The sequence below is a fragment of the Luteolibacter sp. Y139 genome (assembly GCF_038066715.1).
In the GTDB taxonomy this organism is placed as follows: domain Bacteria; phylum Verrucomicrobiota; class Verrucomicrobiia; order Verrucomicrobiales; family Akkermansiaceae; genus Haloferula; species Haloferula soli.
Window position 1 is genome coordinate 255,970 of sequence record NZ_JBBUKT010000009.1, and the last position, 25,600, is coordinate 281,569.

The following is a 25,600-nucleotide window of genomic DNA, read 5'->3' on the forward strand; positions in this document are numbered from 1 at the left end:
TCAAGGCATCCCGGCGCTTTTCTCAAGGATATGTTATTGATTCATTAAATATACGGCAACCGCGAGAATGATAAGCATCGTTCGTGTGCCAGACTTGGCGGGAAAGCGGGATAAATGCCGGAAGAAATGACGATTCTGTTAGAGGGTCCGAGGGACCTAATGGAGTTCCTTGAGTGTCCACGCTGATTGCCGGTCCTTGGTGGCCTCGCGGACCTTGGTCACGTCCTCTGCGGAAACGGGAGCGGCGTCGTTCGACCATGAGTGCCGGACGTAGCTGAGCACGTCGGCGATGTCGGCGTCGTTCATCAAGCCCACCGGTGGCATCAGCGAATTCACGGCGGGCTTGCCGGGGATTTCGACCGGGCCGGTCAGGCCGTGGATGACGATGCGGATGGGATTGGCCGGGTCGCCGATGGCGGTCTGCGAGCCATCGAGCGGCGGGAAGGCGCTATCGACGCCGGTGCCGGTGCTCTGGTGGCAGGCGGCACAGGTGCGGGCATAGACGGCTTCACCGCGGGTGAGTTGGTCGGCGGGCGGATTGTATTTCTTGGTGGCGGCTTTTGCGACGAGGGCTTCCTTGAGCGCCTTGGCCAAGGGTGAGTCATCGTTTTCCAAACGCTCGATGATTTGCGAAGGACGGCTTTCAGCGAAAGCGCGGATCGCAGCGGGATAGATGCGCTCCTTCAACACGGACGGATCAGGCGGGTTCTTGAGCGAGGCGAGCAGGAAGCCGACGTAGTGACGCGCGGCGGCGGCGGCGAAACAGCGATCCAACACTTCGCCGCGGCGAAGTTGCTGTTGGCTGCGGTGCCAATCGCGGAGTTCGCTGCCGAGGCCCTCGCTGGGATTGGCCCGGGCTACCTGCAGCAGCCATTCGCGAATGAAGAAGGGGTCCGTCTCGTGACTGGGATCGAGGACAGGGGGCGGCTCAACGGTGGGCCAAAAGGTCATCGCAGCCCTTCTGCAACCCGACGACGAAGAGGTTTTCACGATGTCCTTAAGCAGGGTCACCCGCTCGAAGGGCCTCTCCGAGACGTATCCCAGGCCGCCGAGGGCGTAGAGGGCGTGGATGTTGTCCTTTGCGCGTTCCAAGAGCTGGGGAACGAGGTCGGCATCGGCCTTTTCCACGATCAACCGCTCGGCGTGAAGGCGGCGGACCAGGGACGCGTCGGAGAGGCCTTCGAGCAGTGATTCGGGCTTGGCCGGGTCGAGTGGCTTCAGCTCCGGCTCTTTGTCGTCCTTCGGGAGCACCCGATAGATCCGGCCCATGCGCTTGTCGCGGAGCGGCGTCACGTAGGCGCCACCCTTGCCACGCTCGACCTTGGTTTGCTCGAAGGGGGCGCCGGGACGGTTGTGTTGGACGATGATCTTGTACCAATCCGCGATCCAGACCGCGCCATCCGGTCCGGTCTCGGCGGCGACGGGGGCGGACCAAGCGTCGGAGCTGGCGTAGAGGTTGTTGCCATCGAAGTCGGCGAAGAAGTCGGCGTTCTCGGTTCGGAGCCAGCCAATGGAAACGAGGTGGCCGGTCGGTTCGCAGACGAAGGCGGCCTTGTTCTGCCATTCGGAAGGGAAGCGCTTGCCGGTGTAGATACCGTGGCCTGCGGCGGCGGTGTAATGGCGGGCCTTGGCGCGGATGCGGCCTTCGCCGAGCAGCTCGACGGGCGGGTCCCAGCCGTCCGAGCCCTGCACATCGAGCGTGGTGGGGAAGATGCGGGTGCCCTTGTCGGCCTTGTGCACCGGGCCGTTGTCGCCGATGACCTGCCAGCTCGGCTGGCGGTTGGCGGTGGAGCCGAGCACGTCGAAGTTTTCGGTGAAGGCGAGGCCCCAGGTGTTGTTGGTGGTCTTGCCGAGGAACTCCAGGCGCGAACCATCGGGCAGGAAGCGGAAGACGCCGGTATCGAACTTCACCGGCTTTCCGCCAACGGTGCCATCGAAGCCCGCGTAGCCATCGGTCCCGTAGATCCAGCCGTCGAAGCCTTGGCGAAGGTTCGAGACACCCGCGTGGGTGTCGTGGGTTTTGAAGCCATCGAGCAGCACGGTGCGCTGGTCGGCCTTGTCGTCGCCGTTGGTGTCCTTGAGCAGGAGGATCTGCGAGCCGCTGGTGACGATGGCTCCATCGGTCACGCAGACGGCGGAGGTGGAGATCGAGAGGTGTTCGGCGAAGACGGTGAACTTGTCGGCCTTCCCATCGTGATCGGTGTCCTCGCAGATCTTCAGGCGGTCATTGCCCGGAGACTGCATGTCGTTTGGATAATCGAGCGCTTCGACCACCCACAGGCGGTCACGATGATCCCACGCGATGGCGATGGGGTTCACGATATCCGGCTCCGAGGCGAAGAGGGAGAGCTGGAAGCCGGCCGGGACCTGCGCGCACTTCATCGACTCCACAGGGGAAAGCGGCGATTGGATCTTCGGCACGGGCAGCTTGGTCTCGTAGCGCGCCGGGAGCATCGGCACCTCGTATTTCAGCTCCGGCAGGTCGATCAGCGACACGTTATCACCGACCGCCCAGCGGATGCCGCGCACCAGTAGATCGTGGAAGCCCTCTTGTTTCCAGCAACGCTCGTCGTGGCCGTGGGCGGTGTAGAAGACGCGGCCTTTGCCCTGCTGGCGGACCCAAGTCCACGGCTCGTCGCCGCGCTTCTGGAGGACGGTGATGTCATTGGAGAGCTTGTGATGGCGGTAGGTTTCGTCCCAGGTTTCGAAGGGCTTGTAGCCCTTCATGATGGGGTGATCCGGAGCCACGACGTCGGCGGTGAAGGTGCCGGTGTCGTGTCCCTCGATCTGGCCGCCGACGAGGGCGACGTACTCGTCATTCTTCTTGAAGCAGGCCGAGCCGCAGTGGACCGGGACGAAGCCGCCGCCATTGTCGACGAAGCCCTTTACCGCCGCCAATTGCTGCGGGGTGATTTCCTGATGGTTCGCGAAGATCAGCAGGGCGTCGTATTTCGCCAGGTTCTCCGGTGTGAGGGCGTCCATCCGCTTTTCATAGGTCAGGTGGATGCCCTTGTTGCCGACGGCTTCCTTGAAGATGGCGTATTGGTCGAGCGGGCGGTGGTGTTCGTCGTCGCCGAAAAACAGGACTTCGATCGCCCGCGGCTCCTTGGCCTTTTGCTCGGCGCCGAGCAAAAGGGTTCCCAGGAAAAGCAGTGGCAGCAGGATGCGGATTAACGCCATGGGAATTCCATACGCGTTCGACTGGTCAAATCCACGGGATTTCCGTGGCAGCGATCATCTTATCCCATCACCCACTCATCGGCATTGAGAAGGTGGTCGAAATAATCCGATGCCTCAATGGATGGGTCCAGTTCGCCGGAATGGATCAGAATGGTGCGGACGGTCTGGGTTTTCGGCAGCTTCAGGCGGGCGACCTTTTCGCGGACTTCGTCGATTACGCCCGGGCCGATGTGACGGCGGAATTTCAGCTCGCAGACGTAGACCGCCTGGCGGGTCCGGATCATGAGGTCGACCTGACAGGCCTGCAGGCGCAGGGTTTTGCCTTGGGCATAGGGACCGGCATTGAGGACGGCGCGGTTTTTTAAGCCGAGGCGCTCGAAGACCTCGTCGAGGCTATCGAGCACGAGCGTCTCGAACTGATGGCCCATGATGGCGTCCCAGGCTTCCAGCGTCTCGATGGGCTGGCGCTGATAGAGTCCCTTGAGGATGCGTTCCTTGGCCGGTTCGATGTACTTCAGGTAAAAGCGGAGGTAGTTGTCAGCGATGCGGTAGCGGTGATCGCGAGGGCGGGTCTTGCCGGTGGCGGGGTCGAAGAAGCGGTCCTTGCGGAGGAAGCCGGCGAGTTCCAGATCGGTGAGCGCGTCGCCGAGGCTGCCGCCGCGTTCGCGTTCGAGTGCCTCGCTGATTTGCTGAAGGGATTTCGGTCCGCTCACCAGCGTGCTGACGATGTCCCGGCAGGTCGCGGCGCGGCGGGTGAAGATATCATGGAAGATGCGCTCGAATTCGTGGAAGAGCATGCCGCCCTGATGAAAGCAGAGGCGCTCGATATTTTCCTCGGCACTGCGGGTGGGCACGATCTGCTCGAGATAGCTGGGCACGCCGCCGGTGACGGCGAGGACGCGCCATTTGTCGGCGGCGGCCACCCGGGAAGCGCGCTTTCCCCAGAAGGCGACGCATTCGGCGAGCGGCAGCGGCTTGAGATGGAATTGCCACGAACAGCGTCCGACAAAGCCGGTGCTATTGAGGATGTTTTCCTCGATCCATGAGGATACCGAGCCGCACAGGACGAGGGTTAGGCCAGGGATTTTGGAGAAAAGCTGGTCCCACGCGGTTTTCAAATGACCGGCGAAGTCCTGGTCACCGATGGCCATCCAGGAAATCTCATCGAGCAGCACAACCACCGAGCCTTTTGTAGGAAGTTGGCTGGCGAGGAGTTGGAAGGCAGTGGGCCAATCCGGCAGCACCACGCGCGGAGCCGCGGTCTGTTTTGTTAGATGGCCGGAGAAGGAATCGAGCTGTTCCTGTTTGGTGATTCCTTCGCGCGGCGGCAGGCCGATGAAGGAGAGGAAATGATTGGCTGCTGCGGCACACTCTTCGATGAAACGGCTCTTGCCGACCCTCCGGCGACCTTGGCAGGTCACCAGAGAGGCGGTTCTTTTTTTCAGGAGTTCGGTGAATTCACGGCGCTCCGCCTGCCTGCCGATGTAGCCGTCCATGTCGATTTGGTGCCGGAAAGTGGCAGAGAATTTCTGGCACGAAATCGACGTTTTGTCAATTTGGTGCCGGAGATTGGTGGTAATTTTCGGGCACGAAATCGACGATGTGTTGATTTGGTGCCTGAAATTCGGGCGGTTTTTTCGGCACGAAATCGACCGGATGGCCGGAAGGGGCGCTCAGATATTGCCCTTCTTCGCCTCGCTGACCGCGTGGTCCACGGCCCTGGCTGTCAGCGCCATGTAGGTGAGGGAGGGGTTTTGGCAACCGGCGGAGGTCATCGCGGAACCGTCGGTGCAAAAGACGTTCGGCGCGCCCCAGACTTGGTTCCACTTGTTGAGCACCGAATTCTTCGGCGAGTCACCCATGCGGGCGGTGCCCATCTCGTGAATGCCGAGGCCGATGGCGGGCTCGTTGTTGTAGGACTGGATGTCCTTGGCGCCCATCGCCTCCAGCATCGCGACGGCGTCGTCGCGCATATCGAGGCGCATGTTGATCTCGTTCTCGCGGAACGCCGCGTTGGCGACAACGAGTGGCAGGCCCCACTGGTCGGTCTTGTCGGGATGGAGCCAGATGCGGTTGTCGGCGTAGGGCAGGCATTCGCCAAAACCTCCGATGCCCACGCCCCACGGGCCAAATGAAGTGAGCTGCTTTTTGAATTCCTCGCCGAAGCCGTCGATCTGCCGTGTCCATCCTTGGCGAAGGCCGCCGCCCTGATAGCCGTAGCCGCGGAGGTAACTGCGGGTGGGCTTCTCGGTGTGATTGCGGTAACGCGGAATATAGATGCCGTTCGGACGGCGGCCGTAGGTGATCTTGTCGAGGTGTTCCTCGAAGACGCCGGTGGCACCGACGCCGAGGTGGTGGTCCATCAGGTTGCGGCCGAGCGAGCCGCTCTCGTCCATGCCTTCGGGGAAGCGCTTGGATTTCGAATGCATCAGGATCGCGGTGGAGGCGACGGTCGAGGCATTGAGGAAGATGATCTTGGCGAAGAACTCGGTGGTTTCCTTGGTGAGCTCGTCGATCAAGCGGACGCCGATGGCCTTGTCCGTCTCATCGTCGAAGATTACCGAGTGGACGATCGAGTGCGGGCGCAGGGTCATGTTCCCCGTGTTCTCCGCGGCCTTCAGCGTGGCGGCCTGACTACTGAAATACGCGCCGTAGGGACAGCCGCGCATGCAGAGATTCCGGTACATGCAGGAGGAACGGCCGAGGGCGAGCTGCTCGGGGGTCGGTGCGGTGAGATGCGCCACGCGGCCGGGGATGACCTTGCGGCCCGGCCACTTCGCTTCGACGGCCTTCTTGAAATCGAGCTCGGCGGGAGTGAGTGCCATCGGCGGCTGGAAGATGCCGTCGGGGAGTTGGTCGAGGCCTTCGAGCGAGCCGCTGATGCCGGCGAACTTCTCGGCGTGGTCATACCACGGGGCGAGGTCGGCGTAATTGATCGGCCACGGGATGGCGATGCCGTCCTTGGCATTCGCTTCGAAGTCCATGGGCGAGAGCCGGTAGCTCTGCTTGCCCCACAGGAGCGAGCGGCCGCCCTTGTGGTAGCCGCGCATCCAGTCGAAGCGCTTTTCCTCGATGTAGGGGTTCTCCTTGTCGTTGACGAAGTACTGCCCGTGGGCGGGCGTCACGGTGTAGCCGGTGCGGTTCTGGACCTTTTGGTCCTCCAGCATCTGGCGGGTGGGCCGGTTGAGGTGGGAGAGCTGCCACGGCGCGCTCATCGTGGTGTCGTAGCCCTCGATGTGCTTCACGTCGCGGCCGCGCTCGAGCACCAGCGTCTTGAGTCCTTTTTCGCACAGCTCCTTGGCAGCCCAGCCGCCGGAGATCCCGGAGCCGACGACGATGGCGTCGTAGGTATGCTCCGCCTTGCCCTTGAGATTGAGGTTGGTGGCCATGGCTTCAGATCGAGTAGGCCTTCTGGCCGGGCTTGAGGTCCATGGCGGCATCCCAACGTCCGGGGACGAGGGTGAACTCGAAGGCCTGGGTCGCACCGATCTCGGAGTTCACGAAGCAGAACTTGGTGAGGTCCTTGAACTGGCGGATGAAGGCCTTGGTGTTCCCGGCTTGCTTCGCCTCGTTCTCCATGGCGGTTAGCAGGGTGATGCGCTCCGCGGTCGCGAGCTGGGCAAAGGGCTTCTTGGACTGATCCGCGGCGTGGGTTTCCACGGTGCCGAGACCTTCGAGGATCACCTTCTGATCGCTTTCGGGCAGGCAATCCTGGGCGATCAGTTCGATCAGCGCGGGAACGCCGGCATCGATCGCTCCCGGAGTGTCGGTTTTCGGGATGATCGTCTCCGCAAGGACCGCGACGAGTTCGCGCTGGGGCTTGGTGAAAAAGGTTAGCTTCGACGGATCGAATGGTTCGGCGAGCTTGGCGAAGGCGCTCTCCGGCAGGGCAAGTGAGCCGCCGAAGGTGAGCGCCATGACTTTGAGGATTTCCCGGCGGTCCATGGGTTTGCCATGATTAACCCTTTCGAGGGGCCGCGGGCGAGCAAAAGCCTGCCCTCTCCCGTGAATGGGGGAGCGTGGATGTCCTCAGCGCGGGCCACCGAGGTGGGCGCGGAAGAAATCAACGCGGCGGCGTTGGCCGTAGCGTTCCTCGCCGGAGCCGTGGTTCTTGCCGGTCATGGGGAGGAACTCGAAGTCCTTGTCGGCGGCGATCAGGGCATTGATGACCTGATAGGTGGAGGAGGGGTCCACGTTGGTGTCGACCTCGCCGACGGTGAGGAGCAAGGCGCCTTTGAGGTTCTTGGCGTGGGTGACGTTCGAGTTGTCGGCGTATTCCGGGCCGACGGGCCAATCCATCCACTGCTCGTTCCACCAGATCTTATCCATGCGGTTGTCATGGCAGCCGCAGTCGGCGGCGGCGGCCTTGTAGAAGTCGCCGTGAAAGAGGAGGGCGCCGAGGGCATTCTGGCCGCCGGCCGAGCCGCCGAAGATGCCGACGCGGTCGAGGTCCATCTGCGGCCATTTTTTCGCGGCCTCTTTCAGCCATGCAATGCGGTCGGGGAAGCCGGCGTCCTTGAGATTCTTGTAGCAGAAGTGATGGAATTCCGCGCAGCGGTTGGCGGTGCCCTTGCCATCGATCTGCACCACGATGAATCCGTGGACCGCAACCTCGTGCTTCGGGATCATCCATGGGTTCCAAGCTTTCGGGACGAAAGAGTCCTGAGGACCGGCGTAGATGTGCTCGATGACCGGGTATTTCTTCGCGGGGTCGAAGTCAGGCGGCAGGCAAACGACGCCATAAATGTCGAACTTGCCGTCGCGATCCTTGGAGGCGAAGGGCTCGGCCAGCGGCCAGCCGGTGGCGCGGAGTTTCGAGTCGTCCGCTTCGGCGAGGGTGGCGATGAGTTTGCCGTCGGCCCAGCTCCGGAGTTCGGTGACGGGTGACTTGTTCACCCGCGACCAACGGCAAGTGTAGTATTTCCCACCGGGCGAACGCTCGAAGCGATCGTGCGTGCCGTTTGCCTGGGTAAGCGGGATCAGCTTGCCGGTGTCGATCGAGACGCGGGCGTAGTGGATGTAGTAGGGGTCCTGATCCTTGTAGCAGCCGGAGATTTTCAGGAGCACCTCGCGGTTTTCCTCATCCACGTTCACGACCTCGCGGACGATCCATTCGCCCTTGGTAAGCTGGCGCTTGGTGGAGCCGTCGCGGCCATCGAGCAGGTAGAGGTGCTTCCAGCCATCGCGCTCGGACATCCAGAGAATCTCCTCGCCATCGTTGAGGTCGCGGCGGAAGGAGTTGCCGGACACGAAGACGAAGGTGTCGCTTTCCTCGCGGACGAGCACGCGCTGCTGGCGGGTGGCGCTGTCGATCTCGATGACGTTGTGCTTGCCGAAGCCGCGCTCGGTGAACTCGAAGGTCAGGCGCTTCGAGTCGCCGCGCCACGCGAGATTGTCGCACTCGAAAGGGTTCTCGATCAGCTTTGGATCGGCGGCGATGGGTTCGTCCTTGCCGGTGAAGAAGACCCACGGCGCGCGGGTGTCGATCACGTCGCCCGGCTTGGGGTAGGAGTTGGTGAAGTGCTTCGGCTGGAGCTGGTCCTTCGGTGAGGACTCGATGTAGTGGACCACCCGTTCCTCGACGTCCTTTTCCTTCCACATCGCGAAGCGGGACGAATCCGGGGCCCACAGCGGTTCGCCGGCGAAGGCACCCGCGGCATCGGCCTTCGCGAGGGAGCGCTCGGAGTTTTCCTTGGTATCGCGCAGGATGAGCTCGCCATTGCGCAGCGAGACTTCCCAGCGAGCGTCCGGGGACTTCCATGAGCCGCGCGGGCCGGGGCGATCGCGGCGGCGGTTTCCGCGGCGCTCCTCCGGGCGGGCTTCGGGCACCGGGTCCTTGTCGGTGGCGGCGTCCGCCTTGCCGGTGGCCGGGTTCAATTTCATCGCGTGTTTCCCGTCCGCCGTCTCCAGCTGATAGAAGACGGCCGAGTCGTCGGGAGCCCAACGGACATCGATGGATTCGTTGAGGACTTTGGTCTTGGCCACGCCGTACCAGCGGCCGGTGAGCTCATTGAAGTCGGCGAGATTGCCGTGGTCGGCGTGCGCCACCGTGATGAGGAGGCAGGTGGCAAGGAGGGCTGGACGGAATTTCATGGCCGGAATATGGCTAGCAAAACGATGAGATCATCGCTCCCCCTTCACCGTCTCCAGCGAATCGCGGGTCACGTGCCGAACTTGCAGCGAAGGGTGGGGAAATGGCCGATGCTTTTGCTGCTCGCGCTGCTGATGCCGATTCCTTCGTGTGCGCCCGCGACCGCCGTGCCTGCCAGCGAGGCCAATACCCTGCCGTGGCGCGGGAACGAGTCCGGGGCCTATCGACAGGGCCACAAGGATGGCAGCGGGGACAAGCGCGCGGGGCGTGCGTCCGCGCCGAAGACGGGGGAAGGGGCGGACTATCTGTTAGGATACCAGGACGGCTATCGCTACCCGAACGACAATCCGTGGAGCCGGCAGCGGGCCTATCAGCTCGGGCAGGAATACGGCCGGCGTGACCAGCTCGCCGGCCAAACGGCAGACCCGGCGCGGCATGCGAATGTCGTTCCCCGGGCGGTGCGCGACGAGTTCATCCAAGGCTATCGGGTGAGCCGCCGGTGAGTCGCATTTCGCGCGATTTTGTTAGGCGTGGCTGACCTTTTTCGAAGATCTACGGGTCTTCACGAGCGTTGTCGGCACCGCGCAGGGATATTTCGGATAGATGCGGAAATTCCCAGTTGCCGGGCGATTTTTGTACAGATAATAGCCGGTTGAAGATGAAATCGACTCTCCTCAAAACCCTTGCAGCTACCTCCCTGGTAGCAACCACCCATGGCGCCATCAACGTCACGGGTGTCTCCTTCAAAGAGCGCGGCGTGAACGCCCCGGCTGGCACCATCATCTCGAATCCGGGAACGGTGGGCACCACCCGCGGCTATCTGATCCTGGATAGCACGGTGTCGACCGCAACGCCGAACAAGGCGACCTACATCGAATATGGGGCGATTCGCGATGGCGGCGATGTGACCAAGTACTACACCATCGACACCGATTTCACCGAATTCCGCGCGGACCTCATCTCCGGCGAGACTGGCGGCCTCCGCCTTTACGGTCACATGCTGGCTCCCGTGCTGGTGGCCGCTACGCCCAACCCGCAGATTCCTTTCTCCGGCACCGCGCTTGGCACGAACTTCCCGAATCGCCTGAGCTTTGACCAGACGGCCTTCCAGACCGGTGGCAGCGATGCCTTGGCCGGCCCGCGGGTCCTTACGGCCGGTTCCTCAACCCTGCGCTCGGTGGTGAGCGGCAGCGGAGCTCCAGTGGCGGTACGCGCCGACACCCTGGCCGGTGTGCAGGCTGAACTGATCGCCCGCCTGAAGCTTCAGAACTACGTTCGCATCGCAGGTGAAGCTCCCGAGATCACGACCGATCTTCCCTTGACTGACACCATTCAGGATGGGGTTTCGAAAACCTACACCGTCGCACTGGATCCGGACGTGTTCCCAGGTTCGGGCGACACCTTTGCCGCTCCCACCTTCCAGTGGTACAAGAACAACGTCGCGATTGCCGGAGCCACCACGGCTTCCCTGGTTATCACCGGTGCCCAAGCGACCACCGGTGCCGGCAGCTACAAGGTCGTGGTCACCAATGCCGTCGGCTCGGACACCAGCAATACCCTGGTGGTGACCCCGGTCGTCACCGCCTTCCTGGCGGATATTCCGGCGACATTGACGCTCAATGGCGCGAATTCGTTTACCTTCGTCCCCACGCTGAACCCGACTCCGGTGACGCCGCCGACTTTCCAGTGGTTCAAGGCCACTGCTGCCGCGGGTCCATTCAACCCGGTTGCGTCACCTCCGACGAGCAACGTCCGCAGGCTGACGGTCATTCCGGGTGAAACCAACACCGGCGCGGGCTTCTACCGTCTCGACGTGACCACCTCGGCAGGGACCATCTCCAGCACGGTCTGCAACGTGACCACCGCCGTGGCAGGAACGACCTTCTGCTTCACCACCAACCTGCCGCGCACGAATTCCGTAGCATTCTCCGGAACTCTCGTCCTGTCGCCGGTCGTCAACGCAGCAGCCAACCCGGCTGTTGCCTCGCGCCAGTGGTCGAAGGCAGCGCCCGGTTCCACGACCTTCGTGGATATTCCCGCGGGTAGTGGCGGCACGAGTGCCACCTTCACCGTCAACGGCAACGATGCGGCCGCGAATGGTCCCGGCACCTACCGCATGATCGCAACTAGCGCCGCCCCGGTGCAGACGATCACCACGGTCGAGTGCGTGATCACCACGGCACCCTGACCGATTCCTTCGGAACCGCTTGGTTCACACGTGATTCTTCCCGCCAAGCCCACCGGCTTGGCGGGATTTTTGTCCCATGAAACTTTCCCGAACCACCCTTATCGGACTGGCCCTCGCCGTGGCAGCCGTGGTGCTTGCCTGCGTCATTTTCAATCGTTCGACGCCGGATCAAGACAGCGTTGCCGGCGGTGGCAAAGGTGGCTCCAAGGCCAATTTCTCCGGCTCCGCGGCCCAGCCCGCCCCACCGAAGAAGACGCCTCGGCCCGAGATCGTCGACCGGAAGGCCTTGGCGGCCAAGGAGCTTGAGCTGTTGTGGGCGCGTGGCCTGAGCCAGGAGCTGGTGGTGGAGCTCGACCGGGTTTCGGCAATGAAGGATCCTGAATACTGGCGGGAAATCGGACCTCTTCTCATCAAGCAAGCGGCCAAGGAAGGTCGGCCGGACATCGCCAACTACATGCTCGTGACCAGCGACGCCTCACCGGACGAAAACCTCCGGATCCAGATCTACGCCGCTGCCATGGAAAACCCCGACGAAGAGATCCGCGACACGGCCAAGCTCGAACTGGAAAACATCACGGGGGAGCAATTCGCGACCGGGGATGCGGCACGCGCTTGGCTGGCGGCCAATCCACAGCCCGGCCCCGATGAAGAAGAAATCCCTGAGGGTCAGTAGGTCGGCAGGTTTTCCTGCTGCTGTTCCTGACCGTTCCAAGTGCGGCCGTGGGACTTGTTCTCGATGCCCGTGCCCAGCAGGCGCATGTCACGGCCGAAGCCGATCGCGGTATTGCAGGAGCTCAGGGTGACGACAACGGCAAGCGCGGCGAATGCATACAGCTTCATCATGGGGCGAACGTGGTAACTCGTATTTGTAGCGATGCAATCGCTTAATTTTCCTTAAGCTCTTTTCGGAGGTTCACGATGTCCTCCCGAAGTTCGAAAATGGAATCGCGCAGGGCTTCCATGGCCCGCTGGTGATCGGGGTCGTCAGCGATATCGATTAGCTCCATGCAGGCAGCGAGCGCCTCGTTTTGCCAATTCAGGCAGCGCTTCAGGAGGGCCAGGACGAAGCCGGTCTCGCGGGCATAGTCGCCGCCATTCAGCGCGCCGGCCATCTTGCCGGCCACCTGCATGAGGGTGCGGTTCAAAACGTCAGCCGCGGGATGCTGGCCACCGGCCCGGGTCAGGTCGATGCCGCGGAGCACGATCTCCTGCGCCTTTTCCTGCAGCGGGTGCTGGATGAAGAGCGCATCCGGGTCCCAGGTCTCTTCCTGCTCCTCGAACTCGGGGTCCTCCAGCCACGAATCCCCGTCGTCTCCTTCGCCGTCGCCCTGTTGTTCGCCCTCGCGGGCGAGCGCATCGAGCAGCCCATCCCAGCCCATGGCGAAGGCCTCCTTGCGCTGGGCGTCCGGATCGTCGCCGTATTTTTCGCGGACTTCCACGAAGGCCTCGGTGAGGCGCTCGGACTCCTTCAGCCGCTCCTCCCAGACAAATTCGTCGTCGCCGGCCATGGGGTCCACGCGCCGGATCAGCTGGGCCATGCAATCGCGCATGGCGTGGAGATTGGCGAGTTTCTGGGCCTCCTCGGCGTCCTCGTCCATTTTCCAGGCGCGGTCGGAGATATGCAGCTCGAAGCCATTGCTCTCAATGAGGATCCGGCCGTTCGCCTCGCTGAACCATTCGAGATACAATGCGTTTTTCCAGCTGAAGGGCGGATCCTGGCCGTTCGCCCGCAGGGCATGGGCTTCCTCGTCTGAAACGAGCAGTGCCTTGGTTTTCCGCGAAGCCGTCATGTCGCCGACCACCCCGCGCTGCACGGCCTCCAGCGCGAGGCCATCCTGCACGTGCGGCTGGGGATTGCGGAAAGTCAGGCGCGCGCCGGCGAGGTCGCGCCAGCAATCGCCGCTCAATTCCAGCGTCACCGGCTGCTCGCGACCCGCCAGCCAGACCCAGCCGGCGGTTTTCCCCTCGACCGTGTTGTCGATCTCGCCGCGCACCACGGCCTGGTCGATTCTGCAAGCCACGGACCACAGTCTCCGGGGAAGCCGGGGGCCGCGTCAACCCTGCTAGAGTGTCGGCTGGGTTTAACTTCTTGAAGCATTGACGGTCGCGGCTACGCTATGCCTGCAATCACATGGCATCCCTCAGCACCATTCCGCAGATCGCCCTCCTGATTCTGGTGATCCTCGTGGTCTTCAATTTGATCATTTTCGTTCACGAACTCGGCCACTACTGGGCGGCAAAGTGGCGCGGTCTGAAGATCGACCGCTTCCAAATCTGGTTTGGCAAGCCGATCTGGAGCAAGACCATCAATGGCGTGCAATGGGGTCTCGGCTGGATTCCGGCCGGTGGTTTCGTCGCGCTACCGCAGATGGCCCCGATGGAAACGATCGAGGGCGGCAACCTGGATCGCGAGCCGCTGCCGGCGATCAAGCCGATCGACAAGATCATCGTCGCCTTTGCCGGTCCGCTGTTTTCGTTCCTGCTGGCGCTGACTGCGGCGATCGGCGTTTCCATTGTTGGCAAGCCGAAGGATTTCGCGCCGACGCAAACGATCGCCGAGGTGATGGAAGGTAGCCCAGGTGAAAAGGCCGGCCTGAAGGCGGGCGACCGGATCACCCACATCAATGGCAGCCCCGTCAATGGCTGGGACGGCCGCCTGGACAGCATCTTCACGCAGATCGTCACCAGTGAGGGTGATGACATCAACTTCACCGTGGAGCGTCCCGGCGAGGCCAAGCCGCTGCAGCTGACTTCTCATTTCGAAATTCCGCCGACCCGCTGGTGGCAGCGGAAGGCGCTGCGGCAAGTGGGCATCCAGCCGGAAACCGGCTGGGTCTATGCCGGTAACGCGCTCAAGGGCTCGCCTGCGGAAGCCGCCGGCGTGGAAGACGGCGACCGGCTCGTCTCCATGGACGGGAAGGAATTCACCAATCCAGATGAGGTCGTGACCTACATCCGCTCGAAGGGTGAGACGCCGATCAAGTTCGTCTTCGAGCGCAAGGAACAGCTGGTCGAGATGACCATCCGTCCGCGCGTCCCGCTCAAACCGGAGGGCAAGAATGCCATGCTCGGGCTGAGCTTCCAGCCGGGCATCGTCTACGAGAACCACATCTTCAAGCCGAGCGCCGGAGAGCAGATCTCCGATACCCTGAAGCAGATGTGGCTGACCATCACCCGGGTGATTTCGCCGAAGTCGAGCCTGGGGGTGGGCCACCTCAGCGGCCCGGTCGGAATCTTCAAGCTGCAGTACCGGATGCTGCGGATGGATCACCCGGTGCAGCGCATCCTCGGTTTCATGGTGCTGCTCAATATCAATCTCGCGATCCTGAACATGCTGCCCTTCCCGGTGCTGGATGGCGGGCACATCACGCTTGCATTGCTTGAGCAGCTGAAGGGCCGCCCGGTGCGTGCGAAGCTTCTGGAATACGTGCAGATCGGCTTCGCGATGCTGCTCTTCAGCGTGATGATCTTCGTCACCAGCAAGGACATCGGGGACGGGATCCAGCCGGGTGACGAAACAAAGAAGCCCGAGGAGTACGTGTTCCCGGCGAATTGAGGTAGTCCGGCCCTCGCGCTGGGTATCCGGAATCCAAGTCCGTTTATTCGCGGAGCTTCCGTTCTGTTCAGCCGCGCTTGCGGCAGTCAGACGGGAGATCCGCCATGAACCGCATCTTCCTGCTTCATCCCGAGGACCCTGTCGCCGTCGCCCTTGCCGATTTGCCTGAGGGCGAGGCCTTGCCCGGTGGCGCGGCCGTCCGTGGCAGCGTGCCGCGCGGGCACAAGGTGGCGCTGCGCGACATCGCGGAAGGGGGTGCGGTTTTCAAATACGGCCAGGTGATCGGCCATGCGACGCGGGCCATCGCCGCGGGTGAGCACGTCCACAGCCACAATCTCGGCATGTCGGACCACACCGACGACTATGCCCACGGAAGCCTGGCGAAGCCGACAGCCTACGTGCCGGAGGACCAGCGCGATACCTTCATGGGCTATCGCCGTGGCGACGGGAAGACCGGCACGCGCAACTACGTCGGCATCATTTCCTCGGTGAACTGCTCGGCCACCGTGGCGCACCACGTGGTGCGCGAGGTCGAGAAGCGCGGGCTGTTAGAAAATTTCCCCAACGTCGATGCCGTGATCGCGATCACCCATGGCCTCGGCTGCTGCATCTCCAATCGCAACGAGGCCTTCGCGATGCTCCAGCGCACGATCTGGGGTCACGTGCGCCACCCGAACTTCGGCGCGGTGATGATGGTCGGTCTCGGTTGCGAGACGAACCAGATCCCGGCGATGGTGGAGGCCTTCGGTAAGCCGCCTTCAGGCAGCATGCACTACATGACCATCCAACAGATGGGCGGCACGCGGAAGACCATCGAGGCGTGTATTGAAAAGCTCCTTTCTGACGTCTTGCCCGCTGCGAACCAGGCACGACGTGAAGAAGTGCCAGCGAGCGAACTCATCGTGGCGCTGCAGTGCGGTGGCTCGGATGGCTTGTCAGGGATCACGGCGAATCCCGCGCTGGGTCTCGCGGTAGACCGGCTGGTGGCGCAGGGCGGCTCGGCGGTGCTTGCCGAAACGCCGGAGGTTTATGGGGCGGAGCATTTGCTCACGCGTCGTGCCGTGCGTCCGGAAGTCGGTGAGGCACTCATCGAGCGTATCCGCTGGTGGGAAGACTACGCTGCGAAGCTGGATGGCGAGATCAACAATAACCCGACGCCGGGCAACAAGGCCGGCGGGCTTACCACGATCCTCGAGAAGTCCCTCGGCGCCGTGTGCAAGGCGGGGTCCACGAATCTGGTCTCGGTGCTCCGCTATGCCGAGCCGGTAAAGGAGCGTGGCATGTCGATGATGGATACTCCCGGCTACGATCCGATGGGCGTGACCGGACAGGTCGCGGGTGGCTCGAATCTGCTGTGCTTCACGACCGGTCGTGGCTCGGTCTTCGGCTACAAGCCGACGCCGTCCATCAAGATCGCGACGAATACTCCGATGTTCCGCCACATGGAGGAAGACATGGACATCAACGCCGGGACGATTGCGGACGGCGAGGAAACGCACGAACAGGTCGCGGATCGCATCTATCAGGAGATCCTGCGCGTCGCCAGCGGGGGCCAGAGCAAGTCCGAGGCGCTGGGCTTCGGTGACTGTGAGTTCGTGCCCTGGAATATCTCGGCGCAGATGTGATCGCCTAGAGGGAGGACATCACGAACCAGTTCGATCCGTTGCTCATCACCATGCGGCAGGAATTGTTCGTTGTCAGGACGATCGATGCTGCGCTGTCGATCGAATTGCCGCCGGACGTAGCGATCGTCAGAGCATTGCTCGAACTGATCTTCTTGAAGAAATAGAACCGTCCCGCCCGGCCGCTCGCGGCGGGCAGGGTGATGGTGAGATTGTTCGATGCGGTGTTGCAGAAAAACACGCAGGTCGAGTCGTTGGCGTTGAAGTTCGTGTTGAAAGTGGTGGCCTCGAGGCTCAAGGCACCATCGATCCTCACCGAGTTGTCTCCGAGCGCGAAGAGTTTGCCACCGATGCCGATCCGGACGTCATTGGTTGCTCCGTCGACGGTGAGCACCGGATTGCTTCCTCCGCCGGTGATCTTTTGAAGCAACAAGTTGTCTGCCGAAGGAGCCATCTGGTAGGTCGTGCCTCCGTTGCCTTGGATGACCACCTTGCCGGAATCCAGCTCCACCTCCAGTTCGGCAGGGTAGCCGGTGCTACTGCCTTCCTTGGAGCCGAGCGTGAGGTTTGCCGTCGATGCTCCTGGCACGGCGGCGATGGCCAGGCCCTCGTTGCTAGCCGGTGTGGTGAGCCATGCAGTCACCGCGCTGGTCACGTCCACGGAGGCGAATCCTTTCGCCGGGAGCTGGTTCGCGGGGATCGTGCCGAGCGGGGCCGGATTGAAGGCGGGCTCGGCGGAGACTGCCGACTCGCTCCAGGCGCCGGTCACTTGATGAACCTGCAGGCCATTGCCGGTCGCGGTCAGTTTCGGCACGAAGATCCGCAACCGGGCGTAGCGAATGCTGGCATTGGCCGGCAGCTGGGACGTATCGAAGAAAACAAAGGCGCGGCGCGAGGAACTCACCGCCAGCGTGGTCGCCTTGTGCCCGGCGGCGGTCAGAGTGCCGTTGGTGCTGGAGCTGTCCTCGCTCGCGGGCAGGGTGACCGCGGAGGCGGTGGCACTGAGCAAAGCGGCGGCAAGAAGATGGCGGAATGCTGGGTTTTTCATGGTGGCGAAGGAGTGGTCATACGCCTTATCTCCGAATCGGTAGAAACAGTCGAACTCGAAGTCGCCGGTTCGCTTTTCAGAGTCGCCAGCGAAACATCACTGATCTACGGTCCGAACCATGAAGCCCCCAATTCTCTCCGTGGTTGCTGCACTGGTTTTCCCTCTCGCGTCTTTCTCGCGAGGCGCGGACGAAGGCGCTGCCTTGCTCGACAAGGTGATCCAATTTCCCGGCTCGTATTCCCAGGTTTGCGATGTGATGACCGCGCCGTCGGACCTGCCGTATCGCGCTTACCAGTTGTCGGGCTTTGCCGGCGCGTCTTTCTCGAAGGCGAACGTTGCGGCGATAAAGGCAAACCGCGAGGCGCTGGTGAAAGCGATCCGTGCGCGCTTGCCGGAGATCGATCTGAAGCGGAAGCCCGCGGAGCCGAAGCAGGATCCCAAGCCGGAAGAAAACTTCGATGGCGAGACGGTGGGGTGCGATCCGAAGGTGCTCAATCCGCTGTTGTTGGATGTTATCCTGGAACTGGAAGCGACCGAGGCGCTGCCGGAGTTGCTGGTGCTGGAGGCGAAGCTCGTGGATGGCATCGCCAAGGCGAAGGATGATGCCAAGGTGACCCCACCGGCGGTTCAAGGCTGGTTTGTGTCGGAGGAGAGGGACCAGTATGATGAGAACGAGCCCGAGGCGAAGCGCGACCGTCGCATCCAGCTTTTCCAATCGCGGGTGGCCCAGCGTGATCTTGTGATTCTGATGGGCCGGCTGCTGCGCGAGAAGAAGTATGCGCCCTACCTGACGACATCATCGCTCGAAAAGGCCTACGTGAAGGGCATCAAAAAGGCGGCGCAGGAGGATGGCATCGCCGACTATAAGCCAGGCCAGCCGCTGCCGGAGGACAAGAAGGAGTGGCACATCACGCTCGATCCGGTGTCGAAGGTTCCCGTGACCTCTTACCCCTCGGTGGATGTTCCCTACACGCGTGCCTCTCGCGATGAAGTCCGCGCGGCGGCCGAGAAGTGGATCAAGGAGAAGAGCGAGTGAGATGAGGCGGGTGCTGCTGCTGACGATGCTTGGCTTTGCCGCGTTCGCGAGTGCGGCGGATACCAAGCTGGAGCAGGGGAAGAATGATCACCGTCTGGTGCGGGTGCCGGCGGGCGAATACGCGCTGGGTTCCGCCGAGCATCGCTTCAACAAGCCGCATCGTTTCAAAACGGATGGCTTTCTGATCTCCGATGCGGAGACGACGAATGCGGAGTTCGCTGCCTTCGTCAAAGCGACCAGCTATGTCACCACTGCCGAGAAGACCGGCTGGAGTCTCTCCGGTGGTGAGGGCAGTGCGGAATGGGAATGGAAGCGTGTGGATGGCGCGAATTGGCGGCTGCCTTTCGGTCCGGATGGTCCTGCTGCGGAAAAGCTTCCGGATCATCCGGTGACGCAGATCTCGGGTGAAGATGCGCGGGCGTATTGCCGTTGGGTGGGTGGTCGATTGCCGACGATCGATGAATGGGAGACTGCCGCCCGGGCGGGTGCGGGCACGCCTTACCCGTGGGGCGCGGAGTTTTCCGCAAAGGCCTGCAATGTCTGGAACGGGGAGACGCACCTCAAGAACACGCGCGAGGATGGCTTCGTGCTGACCGCACCGGTGCGCAGCTTTCCGCCGAATGCGTGGGGGCTGCACGATGTGATCGGCAATGTCTTCGAATACTGCGAAGGCCACGCGCCGTGGATGGAGAGCAATATCACCGAGACGCGCATCTGCGGACGCGGTGGCTCGTGGTGGTGTTCGGAGAATTCCTGCCACTTCTACAACCTGCTCGATATCGGCAGCATGGCGAAGGGGGCTTCGTTGCCGAATCAGGGGTTTCGGGTGGTCTTCGATCTTCCTGCGAAGCCCGCGCCGGATTCGCCGGTGAAGTAAGTTTCCAAGGATTTCGCCGCGGGTGTGTCGTACTCCTGCCATGAAATCGTTTTCCAAATTCTCGGGTCTGCTGGCGATGTTGCTGGCGGTCACATTGCCGTGCTCCTCGATGATCGACGTGGGCGTCCTGACGCCAAAGGAGGCAAAGGAACTCGGCGTTGTCCTGAAACACCGTCCCAACGGTGATGCCGGGGAGATGGTGTGGCTGGAATTCAAGAAGGAGGGCTTTTTCGAAAAGCTCACCTACTGTGAGTTCCAGATCTCCGACGCCAAAGGAAACCATCTTGCCTCCGCCCGCCTCGACCCGCATCCGGTGAACCACGAGCAGCCGAAGGATGTCGTTTCGGTTTCGTTTTCTGCGGTTCCAGCAGAGCTGGAGCGCTGCTCCATCATGCTCGTGGCCTATGGCAGCACCAAGGGCGACGTCGGCCTGATCCTGAAGGTGAAGGATTTCCTCGAGGCGGAGAAGGTGAAGGAGTGAGTGCTCCGGATTGGCCCGCCATTTGCGAAAGCGGAGGTGCCATGAGTGCAAGCACCACCATTCCAGAAAACGTCAGGAGCCTCGCCAAGGATCTCACCACCGGCTATCCGCGCAGCCCGCGGACGAAGCTGGCCGGCTATGTCCTCGCCGCCCGGTGCCTGGACAAATGCCGCGCGGAACTCTCGGGCACGCAGGGCGAGTATCACTATGCCTGTCCTCTCGATCGCATGTTCCTCGATTTCGCGGGAATCAGTCCGGAGGCTTTCAAGCAGGCGGTAGCCGATGGCCGCAGTGATGAGGAGATGGACCGCTGGATCCGCGAGCATGCGACCAATGGCAGCAAGGGAGAAGTGGTCCACTGGAACAACGCGATGCGTGACAAGCGCATCAGCGAGCTCGATACGAAAGTGCAGATCTACCTCGAGGAATACGTCGAGGAATGCCTGCCAGGACGTGTGGTTTACCATTGGTTCGACGTCTATGACATCGAGGAGAAGCGTCTCGATGCACCGCTGATCAGCGACCACTGAACGGAGAAAGGAGAATGCGATGAAATCGAAATCCCTTCGCAAGGGCGACGAAGTCGAATGGCAGACCTCGCAGGGCAAGACGCACGGCAAAATCGTGCGAAAGCTCACCGCGCCGCGGATGATCAAGGGCCACAAGGTGGCGGCGAGCCGGGAGAATCCGGAGTATCTGGTGGAGAGCGAAAAGAGCGGCGAGCTTGCTGCTCACAAACCGGAGGCGCTGAAGAAGCGGAAGTCGTCGTGATCTTGCTCCCTCAATAATTCCATTTGCGTCTCAGGCGTTCGATGCGACTAGTGATGTAGAGCCGGACGATTCCGATGCGGCAGAGTCAGTAAACCCAAGCGGTGATCCTGATAGCGCCGGAAATTCGCCCGGCTCACTTTTGTATTGGCGAGGCAGCTTCTTCACTTGGCTCCGGCTTCGGCAATTGAAGTTGGAAGCCGTCTTCTCCCCACGAGGTGGCCGCGAGATTCACGCGCACGGTCAGGGTATCGGGAGCGGTGTGCGAGTAGGTGACCCACCAGCTGCCCGCTTGCAGGGCGGAGCCGGTTTCATTCGAGAGATCGGGGGAAGCGGTCAGTCGTATGGGCAGGCCATCGATCCGATGGAGCTCCGTGAGCAGGTGCTCCAAGGCCGCCTCATCTCCCTCATAGACCAGCCTCGTGGCCCATTCCGGCTCCCAGTGGCTGGTGAGGCCTCCGAGGTATTTGCAATCCTGCGGGTTTCGCAAGGCAACGTTGATTTTGGCGGCGCGGTCGGCGTCGTAGTTTTCCGGGAAGCGAATTTCCGGATCAGAGAGGAGCAAGCTGAGTGCGGTGGCCAGCGAGGGTGCCCATGTGAGAACGCCAGTGATCAAGACGAGCCCGAAGCGGGAGAGGAATGATGGCTTCATACCTGAGTCCCGACACTCGGGCACGGAATTCCTTGGGCACTTTTTTGTCGTGGCACAGGCTTTGCGAAAGAGAACGGCCTATGAAAGCCACTCCGAAAAAATCCACACGGCCAGAACCTCGTGAAGCGGCGACCTCGGCAGAGGAAGCGACGACGGCTTCGATCGATCAAGGTGCCGAGGTCGCGACCCGCGAAGAGCGCGAAACGGCGGCCGACGACTATGAGGCGAATGCTCGTCTCAATGACGAGGCGGGGCCGGCCGATCTGGAGGATAACGAGGACACCTACGACCGGCCTGACACAGCCCTCATGGCGGTCGAAGAGGAGGAAGAAGACGATTGAACCCCAAACCACCCAGACCCATGTCCCAGCTCAGCTACCCACCGCTGTCCGCCTCGCTCATCGTCAAGGATGCGAAGGCGGCGATTGATTTCTACCAGCGCGCCTTCGGTGCGACCGAGCGCTATCATCTGACCGACCCAAGCAATGGCGCCATCGGCCATGCCGAATTGGATGTGAATGGCAGCATGTTCATGGTTGGCGAAGAGGGCCCGAAGTCCGGCAAGTCCCCGAAGACGCTCGGCGGTACGCCGGTGAAGTTCTGCCTGATGGTGGATGATGCGGATGCGCTGTTCGACCAGGCCATCGCTGCCGGAGCGACCTCGCAGATGCCCATGACGGACATGTTCTATGGCTATCGTACTGGAAGTGTGGTCGATCCGTTCGGCCACGAGTGGCTGATCCAAGCGCTGATTGAAGAAGTTTCGCCGGAGGAAATGCAGCGGCGTTGGAACGAGATGGGTGGCGAGTGCAAGAAGGAGGATACCTAGCCCCTGCGATTCATTTGCCCTTCGGGTAACCGTAGTAGAGGTGCATCGCGCCGTAAGTCCAGTTCGGCCCTTTCATGCCGGGGAAATTCGTGCGATCGAAGGTCAGTAGCAGATACGGAGCGGGACTTCCTTCCGGGAGAGGGACCAGATTCGGCCAGACACGGCCATTGCCGTTTTCCTCCCATGGAGGCAGGTCGAGGTCCAGCTTGCCCAGCGGTTGCAAGTCCGGGAACGAGCACACGTGGAAGCAGCGGTCCGAGCTACCGAAGAAGGCATAGCGGACGCCATCCACTTTCTGGATGGTGGTGCCGGTGCTGTCGTTTGCCACCGGTCCGGCGATGCGCTGGAAGTCACCGTCCCAGCGTGCGGACTCGAACACGGCGGCCTTGTAGCCATTCACGTTCCGGCAAAGGAGCATGCGCCATTTGTTGGCAGTCTTGTCGAAGACGCCGTGCGGGTCCTCGTAGTCGCCGACCAGTTCCATCGGCTTGGAAGTCATCACGGAGAATCCATGTCGCGGGTCTTTCTTTGAACGCACGGCCAGGATCTCTTTCTTCTCTTTCTTCGCGGGATCACCGTAGGCCGAGAACGCCACGGTCCAGCCGCGCCATTCGCCGCTCGGGCGATCGAGGAAGAGATGGGAAGCGAGTTCGTTTCGCAGCAGGCCATCGCCGCGATCGAAGGCGATCACGCCCTCGAACTTCAGATCGAAGATCCCCGGGTCCAGGCTGAAGACACCCTGCGCCGGATTCGGCAAGCCGCCGCCACGGGTGGTGGCGGTGAACCACAGCCGCCCTCCGTCTAACAAAGGCGTGCCTTCCTCGTCGGTGATCGCGCGGATGTCCGCCTGGCCCATGCCCGAGGTCAGGGACGCGGTGGCTTTCGGAATGGCGGCATAGGCTCCGTCTTCTCCTGCGACGCGCAACCACGTGGACATGTTTCGGAAGACCTCCGTCTTCCGGAGATCGAGGTGCGCCACGATATCGGTTCGTCCCACCAATTCGACCTGGTCGTGTTGCTTGAGATACACGTTGAAACCCACCGCGGCCATCTGGACGATGAGCGTGACGGGCTTATCGAGTGAGCGTGGCCGGAACTCTTCTGCTTCGCCTTCTACGAGCGTCTGGTCCTTGCGCTTCAGGTTCCAGCGGACGCCCTTGATGCTTTGCTTGCCGCAGACGGTTTCCACCCGCAGCACTTCGCCGTCCGGGTGGATGAATTCCAGGCCGATGCTGCTACCTTCGCCGCAGTCGGCGATTTCAAGCTGATAGGTGGCGAAGGGATTGAAGCCGCTGAACCACACCGAGGTGTCCGTGGCACCTTCGCCGCGAACCATGAGCCGCCCTTGCGGCACGCTCACTTCGGCTTTCCCCGTGGTGCGCCGGATGGGATGCATCAGCTCGAGGCCCGCCACTTTGGCCGGGTCCAGGGACAAAAGCGGCAGTGCCTGATCGTCATCGAAGATCATCCGCTGGGTCGCCTGGCGCGTGAAATGGAGGTCGAGAGGGGAAATCTCCGCCCGCGCGGGTAGCCATGCGAGGCCGCAGAGCACGAGGCCTTTGAGAAAGAGGGGGCGGAGATGCATCGAGCCGATTCAAGGAGGCATCGCCACGCGGTGTCGAGTCCCCCTGCGCGGCATCTTCCGAAAGAAAAACACGCCGACCTGTCCGATTTCTTTTCCGGTGGTTACTATGGAATGAGTGAACGCATTGACCGACCAGGAACTCCTGCGCGAATACGCCGCGAGCCGTTCTGATTCCGCCTTCCGGGAATTGGTGCGGCGGCACATCGATCTCGTCCATTCCGCGGCGCGACGGCTGGTGCGGGATTCGCACACGGCGCAGGACGTGACGCAGGCCGTCTTCACAGCGCTTTCGAAGGATGCGCGGAAAGTTTCCTCCCATCCCGTGCTCGCCGGTTGGCTGCACAAAACCACGCGCCATCTTTCCACCAATGTCATCCGCGCCGACGCCCGTCGCCGGGTGCGCGAGCAGCAGGCCATCGCCATGAATGCCCAAGCCGCTTCCGACAGCGAGCCCGAGCCCGTGTGGGCGGACATCGCCTCGCATCTCGACGCCGTGCTCGGCGAACTCAGCGAGTCCGACCGTGATGCCGTCATTCTCCGCTTCTTTGAAAAGCGCTCGGCGAAGGAGATCGGCTGCATTCTGGGAATCACTGCCGAGGCCGCCCAGAAGCGGGTGAACCGGGCAATCGAGCGCCTGCGTGAATCCTTCGCACGGCGCGGGGTTGCGGGAAGTGGAGCGGGTCTCACCGGGGTGATCGGCAGCAATGCCGTCCAAGCGGCTCCTGCCGGCCTGACTGCCGCCATCACCGCCGGGGTGATCGCCGGCTCAATAGCTAATACCACAACCACCAGTATTCTCATGACCACACTCTCGAAGATGCTTCTTCCTACCGCCGTCGTGGCACTCGCCGGGACTTGGCTGGTCCAGAATCGTGAGGCCGAGCGCCTGCGTGCCGAAATCGCTCCTGCCATGCAGGTGCAGGCGGCGAATCTTCCCCCCTCTAGTGTGGGTTTTGCCAGAGTCGGTGCGGATCCTAGCGAGACCGGAAACTCCGTGGGGATTGGTGTCGGCATTGGGGAGGCAAGCTCCGGGAACGAAGACACCGCGAATGGAGGGGGCGGTGGATTTTCGGTAGTGGCAGGGGCGATGCTCGATGGCGAGTGGTCCGGCCCAGGACCCGGGCCAGAGCCGGTCGCACTCGATAAGAAGGGCCGCCCGACCACCGACATGGTCGAAACGCTGGAGCTAACTGATGAAGAGGTCGCGGCGTTGGAAACCGCTATCCGCCGCATCCGTGACGATGCCACCGGGGATTTCGTGAAGCGGGTGAAATTAACGAGCTCCGGAAACAAGGACGATGGCGATCATTATCTCTACCAAGCTCCGGCCCGGACTGATGAAGGGAAGATCTTCTTCGATGCGTTCGCAAAGGCATTTGCTGATGTCCTCGGCGAGAGCCGCGGCCGGAAGCTCACTGATGCCATGACTGACTACGATTTTCTCGGCGGCATGGGGAAATACGATCTGGAGTTCGATTTTTGCCGGACTCCCGAGCGAGAAATCAGGGTAAAGGCCTGGTATCGGAAACCGGGCACCACAGAGGACGTGCTGAGCAGGCAATGTGATCAAGAGAGCTTCGAGGAGGACTTCGGAAAGGTCTTCGAGTTTCCGGATGACGGCGGCAGTCCGTCTCTCAAGGTTCCGGCTCGCTGAGTTCCTGTGGTCTGTTAGGGACACTTTTTCGAA

At 62.2% G+C, this 25,600-nt stretch carries 23 protein-coding genes; 13 read left to right on the top strand and 10 right to left on the bottom strand.

What is annotated here, in order from left to right:
* Window positions 1-156: 156 nt before the first annotated feature.
* The 5 genes from WKV53_RS21050 to WKV53_RS21070 form a co-directional block, all read right to left on the bottom strand.
* The gene (locus WKV53_RS21050) at window positions 157-3,180 is read right to left on the bottom strand and encodes a PVC-type heme-binding CxxCH protein (RefSeq protein WP_341406775.1); all 3,024 of its coding nucleotides are present in this window, start codon (window positions 3,178-3,180) and stop codon (window positions 157-159) included.
* Between the two features lie 59 nt (window positions 3,181-3,239).
* Entirely contained in the window at window positions 3,240-4,676 is a 1,437-nt protein-coding gene (locus WKV53_RS21055) for an AAA family ATPase (protein WP_341406776.1), read from the bottom strand.
* Window positions 4,677-4,853: 177 nt separating this feature from the next.
* On the bottom strand, window positions 4,854-6,569 hold the full coding sequence (locus WKV53_RS21060; RefSeq protein ID WP_341406777.1) for a GMC oxidoreductase: 1,716 nt from the start codon (window positions 6,567-6,569) through the stop codon (window positions 4,854-4,856).
* Window positions 6,570-6,573: 4 nt separating this feature from the next.
* A complete protein-coding gene (locus WKV53_RS21065) occupies window positions 6,574-7,125 on the bottom strand; it encodes a gluconate 2-dehydrogenase subunit 3 family protein (protein WP_341406778.1) in 552 nt (183 codons plus the stop codon).
* A gap of 84 nt (window positions 7,126-7,209) precedes the next feature.
* A complete protein-coding gene (locus WKV53_RS21070) occupies window positions 7,210-9,273 on the bottom strand; it encodes a S9 family peptidase (RefSeq protein ID WP_341406779.1) in 2,064 nt (687 codons plus the stop codon).
* A 108-nt stretch (window positions 9,274-9,381) separates the two neighbouring features.
* On the opposite strand from WKV53_RS21070, the gene WKV53_RS21075 reads away from it, so the two are divergent.
* From WKV53_RS21075 to WKV53_RS21085, 3 genes are all read left to right on the top strand, one after another.
* A complete protein-coding gene (locus WKV53_RS21075) occupies window positions 9,382-9,774 on the top strand; it encodes a hypothetical protein (protein ID WP_341406780.1) in 393 nt (130 codons plus the stop codon).
* Between the two features lie 155 nt (window positions 9,775-9,929).
* Window positions 9,930-11,459 carry an immunoglobulin domain-containing protein gene (locus tag WKV53_RS21080; RefSeq protein ID WP_341406781.1) on the top strand — a complete coding sequence of 510 codons (1,530 nt, stop codon included), beginning with the start codon at window positions 9,930-9,932 and terminating at the stop codon, window positions 11,457-11,459.
* Between the two features lie 76 nt (window positions 11,460-11,535).
* Window positions 11,536-12,132 carry a hypothetical protein gene (locus WKV53_RS21085; protein ID WP_341406782.1) on the top strand — a complete coding sequence of 199 codons (597 nt, stop codon included), beginning with the start codon at window positions 11,536-11,538 and terminating at the stop codon, window positions 12,130-12,132.
* Here WKV53_RS21085 and WKV53_RS21090 read toward each other — a convergent pair.
* On the bottom strand, window positions 12,126-12,302 hold the full coding sequence (locus WKV53_RS21090; RefSeq protein ID WP_341406783.1) for a hypothetical protein: 177 nt from the start codon (window positions 12,300-12,302) through the stop codon (window positions 12,126-12,128). The genes WKV53_RS21085 and WKV53_RS21090 overlap by 7 nt on opposite strands.
* Before the next feature lie 41 nt (window positions 12,303-12,343).
* A complete protein-coding gene (locus WKV53_RS21095; protein WP_341406784.1) occupies window positions 12,344-13,480 on the bottom strand; it encodes a hypothetical protein in 1,137 nt (378 codons plus the stop codon).
* A gap of 110 nt (window positions 13,481-13,590) precedes the next feature.
* On the opposite strand from WKV53_RS21095, the gene rseP reads away from it, so the two are divergent.
* Together rseP and WKV53_RS21105 are read left to right on the top strand one after the other, a co-directional pair.
* Window positions 13,591-15,015, top strand: a complete 1,425-nt coding sequence (rseP, locus tag WKV53_RS21100) for an RIP metalloprotease RseP (protein WP_341406786.1) — start codon at window positions 13,591-13,593, stop codon at window positions 15,013-15,015.
* A 104-nt stretch (window positions 15,016-15,119) separates the two neighbouring features.
* Window positions 15,120-16,640: a UxaA family hydrolase gene (locus tag WKV53_RS21105; protein WP_341406787.1), complete on the top strand. Its 1,521-nt coding sequence runs from the start codon at window positions 15,120-15,122 to the stop codon at window positions 16,638-16,640.
* A gap of 4 nt (window positions 16,641-16,644) precedes the next feature.
* Here WKV53_RS21105 and WKV53_RS21110 read toward each other — a convergent pair whose 3' ends face one another.
* Window positions 16,645-17,685 carry a DNRLRE domain-containing protein gene (locus tag WKV53_RS21110; protein ID WP_341406788.1) on the bottom strand — a complete coding sequence of 347 codons (1,041 nt, stop codon included), beginning with the start codon at window positions 17,683-17,685 and terminating at the stop codon, window positions 16,645-16,647.
* Between the two features lie 118 nt (window positions 17,686-17,803).
* On the opposite strand from WKV53_RS21110, the gene WKV53_RS21115 reads away from it, so the two are divergent.
* The 5 genes from WKV53_RS21115 to WKV53_RS21135 are packed head-to-tail and all read left to right on the top strand — an operon-like array spanning window position 17,804 to window position 20,850.
* Complete coding sequence (locus tag WKV53_RS21115; RefSeq protein WP_341406789.1) at window positions 17,804-18,721, top strand: hypothetical protein; 918 nt, start codon at window positions 17,804-17,806, stop codon at window positions 18,719-18,721.
* Between the two features lies 1 nt (window position 18,722).
* Window positions 18,723-19,598: a formylglycine-generating enzyme family protein gene (locus tag WKV53_RS21120; protein ID WP_341406790.1), complete on the top strand. Its 876-nt coding sequence runs from the start codon at window positions 18,723-18,725 to the stop codon at window positions 19,596-19,598.
* A gap of 40 nt (window positions 19,599-19,638) precedes the next feature.
* Entirely contained in the window at window positions 19,639-20,079 is a 441-nt protein-coding gene (locus tag WKV53_RS21125; protein ID WP_341406791.1) for a hypothetical protein, read from the top strand.
* A 41-nt stretch (window positions 20,080-20,120) separates the two neighbouring features.
* Window positions 20,121-20,609, top strand: coding sequence for a DUF5069 domain-containing protein (locus WKV53_RS21130; RefSeq protein WP_341406792.1), 489 nt, complete (start codon window positions 20,121-20,123; stop codon window positions 20,607-20,609).
* Window positions 20,610-20,628: 19 nt separating this feature from the next.
* Window positions 20,629-20,850 carry a hypervirulence associated TUDOR domain-containing protein gene (locus WKV53_RS21135; RefSeq protein WP_341406793.1) on the top strand — a complete coding sequence of 74 codons (222 nt, stop codon included), beginning with the start codon at window positions 20,629-20,631 and terminating at the stop codon, window positions 20,848-20,850.
* Window positions 20,851-20,983: 133 nt separating this feature from the next.
* Here WKV53_RS21135 and WKV53_RS21140 read toward each other — a convergent pair whose 3' ends face one another.
* Window positions 20,984-21,499, bottom strand: a complete 516-nt coding sequence (locus WKV53_RS21140) for a hypothetical protein (RefSeq protein WP_341406794.1) — start codon at window positions 21,497-21,499, stop codon at window positions 20,984-20,986.
* An 80-nt stretch (window positions 21,500-21,579) separates the two neighbouring features.
* Here WKV53_RS21140 and WKV53_RS21145 point away from each other — a divergent pair, with 80 nt between their 5' ends.
* Window positions 21,580-21,840 carry a hypothetical protein gene (locus WKV53_RS21145; RefSeq protein ID WP_341406795.1) on the top strand — a complete coding sequence of 87 codons (261 nt, stop codon included), beginning with the start codon at window positions 21,580-21,582 and terminating at the stop codon, window positions 21,838-21,840.
* Window positions 21,841-21,860: 20 nt separating this feature from the next.
* The gene (locus WKV53_RS21150) at window positions 21,861-22,328 is read left to right on the top strand and encodes a VOC family protein (RefSeq protein WP_341406796.1); all 468 of its coding nucleotides are present in this window, start codon (window positions 21,861-21,863) and stop codon (window positions 22,326-22,328) included.
* A gap of 10 nt (window positions 22,329-22,338) precedes the next feature.
* On the opposite strand, the gene WKV53_RS21155 is transcribed toward WKV53_RS21150, so the two are convergent.
* Window positions 22,339-23,913, bottom strand: coding sequence for a hypothetical protein (locus WKV53_RS21155; protein ID WP_341406797.1), 1,575 nt, complete (start codon window positions 23,911-23,913; stop codon window positions 22,339-22,341).
* Window positions 23,914-24,028: 115 nt separating this feature from the next.
* Here WKV53_RS21155 and WKV53_RS21160 point away from each other — a divergent pair, with 115 nt between their 5' ends.
* A complete protein-coding gene (locus WKV53_RS21160; protein WP_341406798.1) occupies window positions 24,029-25,567 on the top strand; it encodes an RNA polymerase sigma factor in 1,539 nt (512 codons plus the stop codon).
* Window positions 25,568-25,600: the final 33 nt, after the last annotated feature.

Coding starts and splice junctions, on each gene's coding strand:
- WKV53_RS21145 (WP_341406795.1), top strand. CDS start 21,580: ATGAAAGCCACTCCGAAAAAATCCACACGGCCAGAACCTCGTGAAGCG.
- WKV53_RS21130 (WP_341406792.1), top strand. CDS start 20,121: ATGAGTGCAAGCACCACCATTCCAGAAAACGTCAGGAGCCTCGCCAAG.
- WKV53_RS21125 (WP_341406791.1), top strand. CDS start 19,639: ATGAAATCGTTTTCCAAATTCTCGGGTCTGCTGGCGATGTTGCTGGCG.
- WKV53_RS21120 (WP_341406790.1), top strand. CDS start 18,723: ATGAGGCGGGTGCTGCTGCTGACGATGCTTGGCTTTGCCGCGTTCGCG.
- WKV53_RS21050 (WP_341406775.1), bottom strand. CDS start 3,180: ATGGCGTTAATCCGCATCCTGCTGCCACTGCTTTTCCTGGGAACCCTT.
- WKV53_RS21155 (WP_341406797.1), bottom strand. CDS start 23,913: ATGCATCTCCGCCCCCTCTTTCTCAAAGGCCTCGTGCTCTGCGGCCTC.
- WKV53_RS21075 (WP_341406780.1), top strand. CDS start 9,382: ATGCTTTTGCTGCTCGCGCTGCTGATGCCGATTCCTTCGTGTGCGCCC.
- WKV53_RS21110 (WP_341406788.1), bottom strand. CDS start 17,685: ATGAAAAACCCAGCATTCCGCCATCTTCTTGCCGCCGCTTTGCTCAGT.
- WKV53_RS21080 (WP_341406781.1), top strand. CDS start 9,930: ATGAAATCGACTCTCCTCAAAACCCTTGCAGCTACCTCCCTGGTAGCA.
- WKV53_RS21060 (WP_341406777.1), bottom strand. CDS start 6,569: ATGGCCACCAACCTCAATCTCAAGGGCAAGGCGGAGCATACCTACGAC.
- WKV53_RS21140 (WP_341406794.1), bottom strand. CDS start 21,499: ATGAAGCCATCATTCCTCTCCCGCTTCGGGCTCGTCTTGATCACTGGC.
- WKV53_RS21055 (WP_341406776.1), bottom strand. CDS start 4,676: ATGGACGGCTACATCGGCAGGCAGGCGGAGCGCCGTGAATTCACCGAA.
- rseP (WP_341406786.1), top strand. CDS start 13,591: ATGGCATCCCTCAGCACCATTCCGCAGATCGCCCTCCTGATTCTGGTG.
- WKV53_RS21135 (WP_341406793.1), top strand. CDS start 20,629: ATGAAATCGAAATCCCTTCGCAAGGGCGACGAAGTCGAATGGCAGACC.
- WKV53_RS21085 (WP_341406782.1), top strand. CDS start 11,536: ATGAAACTTTCCCGAACCACCCTTATCGGACTGGCCCTCGCCGTGGCA.
- WKV53_RS21115 (WP_341406789.1), top strand. CDS start 17,804: ATGAAGCCCCCAATTCTCTCCGTGGTTGCTGCACTGGTTTTCCCTCTC.
- WKV53_RS21065 (WP_341406778.1), bottom strand. CDS start 7,125: ATGGACCGCCGGGAAATCCTCAAAGTCATGGCGCTCACCTTCGGCGGC.
- WKV53_RS21150 (WP_341406796.1), top strand. CDS start 21,861: ATGTCCCAGCTCAGCTACCCACCGCTGTCCGCCTCGCTCATCGTCAAG.
- WKV53_RS21090 (WP_341406783.1), bottom strand. CDS start 12,302: ATGATGAAGCTGTATGCATTCGCCGCGCTTGCCGTTGTCGTCACCCTG.
- WKV53_RS21105 (WP_341406787.1), top strand. CDS start 15,120: ATGAACCGCATCTTCCTGCTTCATCCCGAGGACCCTGTCGCCGTCGCC.
- WKV53_RS21070 (WP_341406779.1), bottom strand. CDS start 9,273: ATGAAATTCCGTCCAGCCCTCCTTGCCACCTGCCTCCTCATCACGGTG.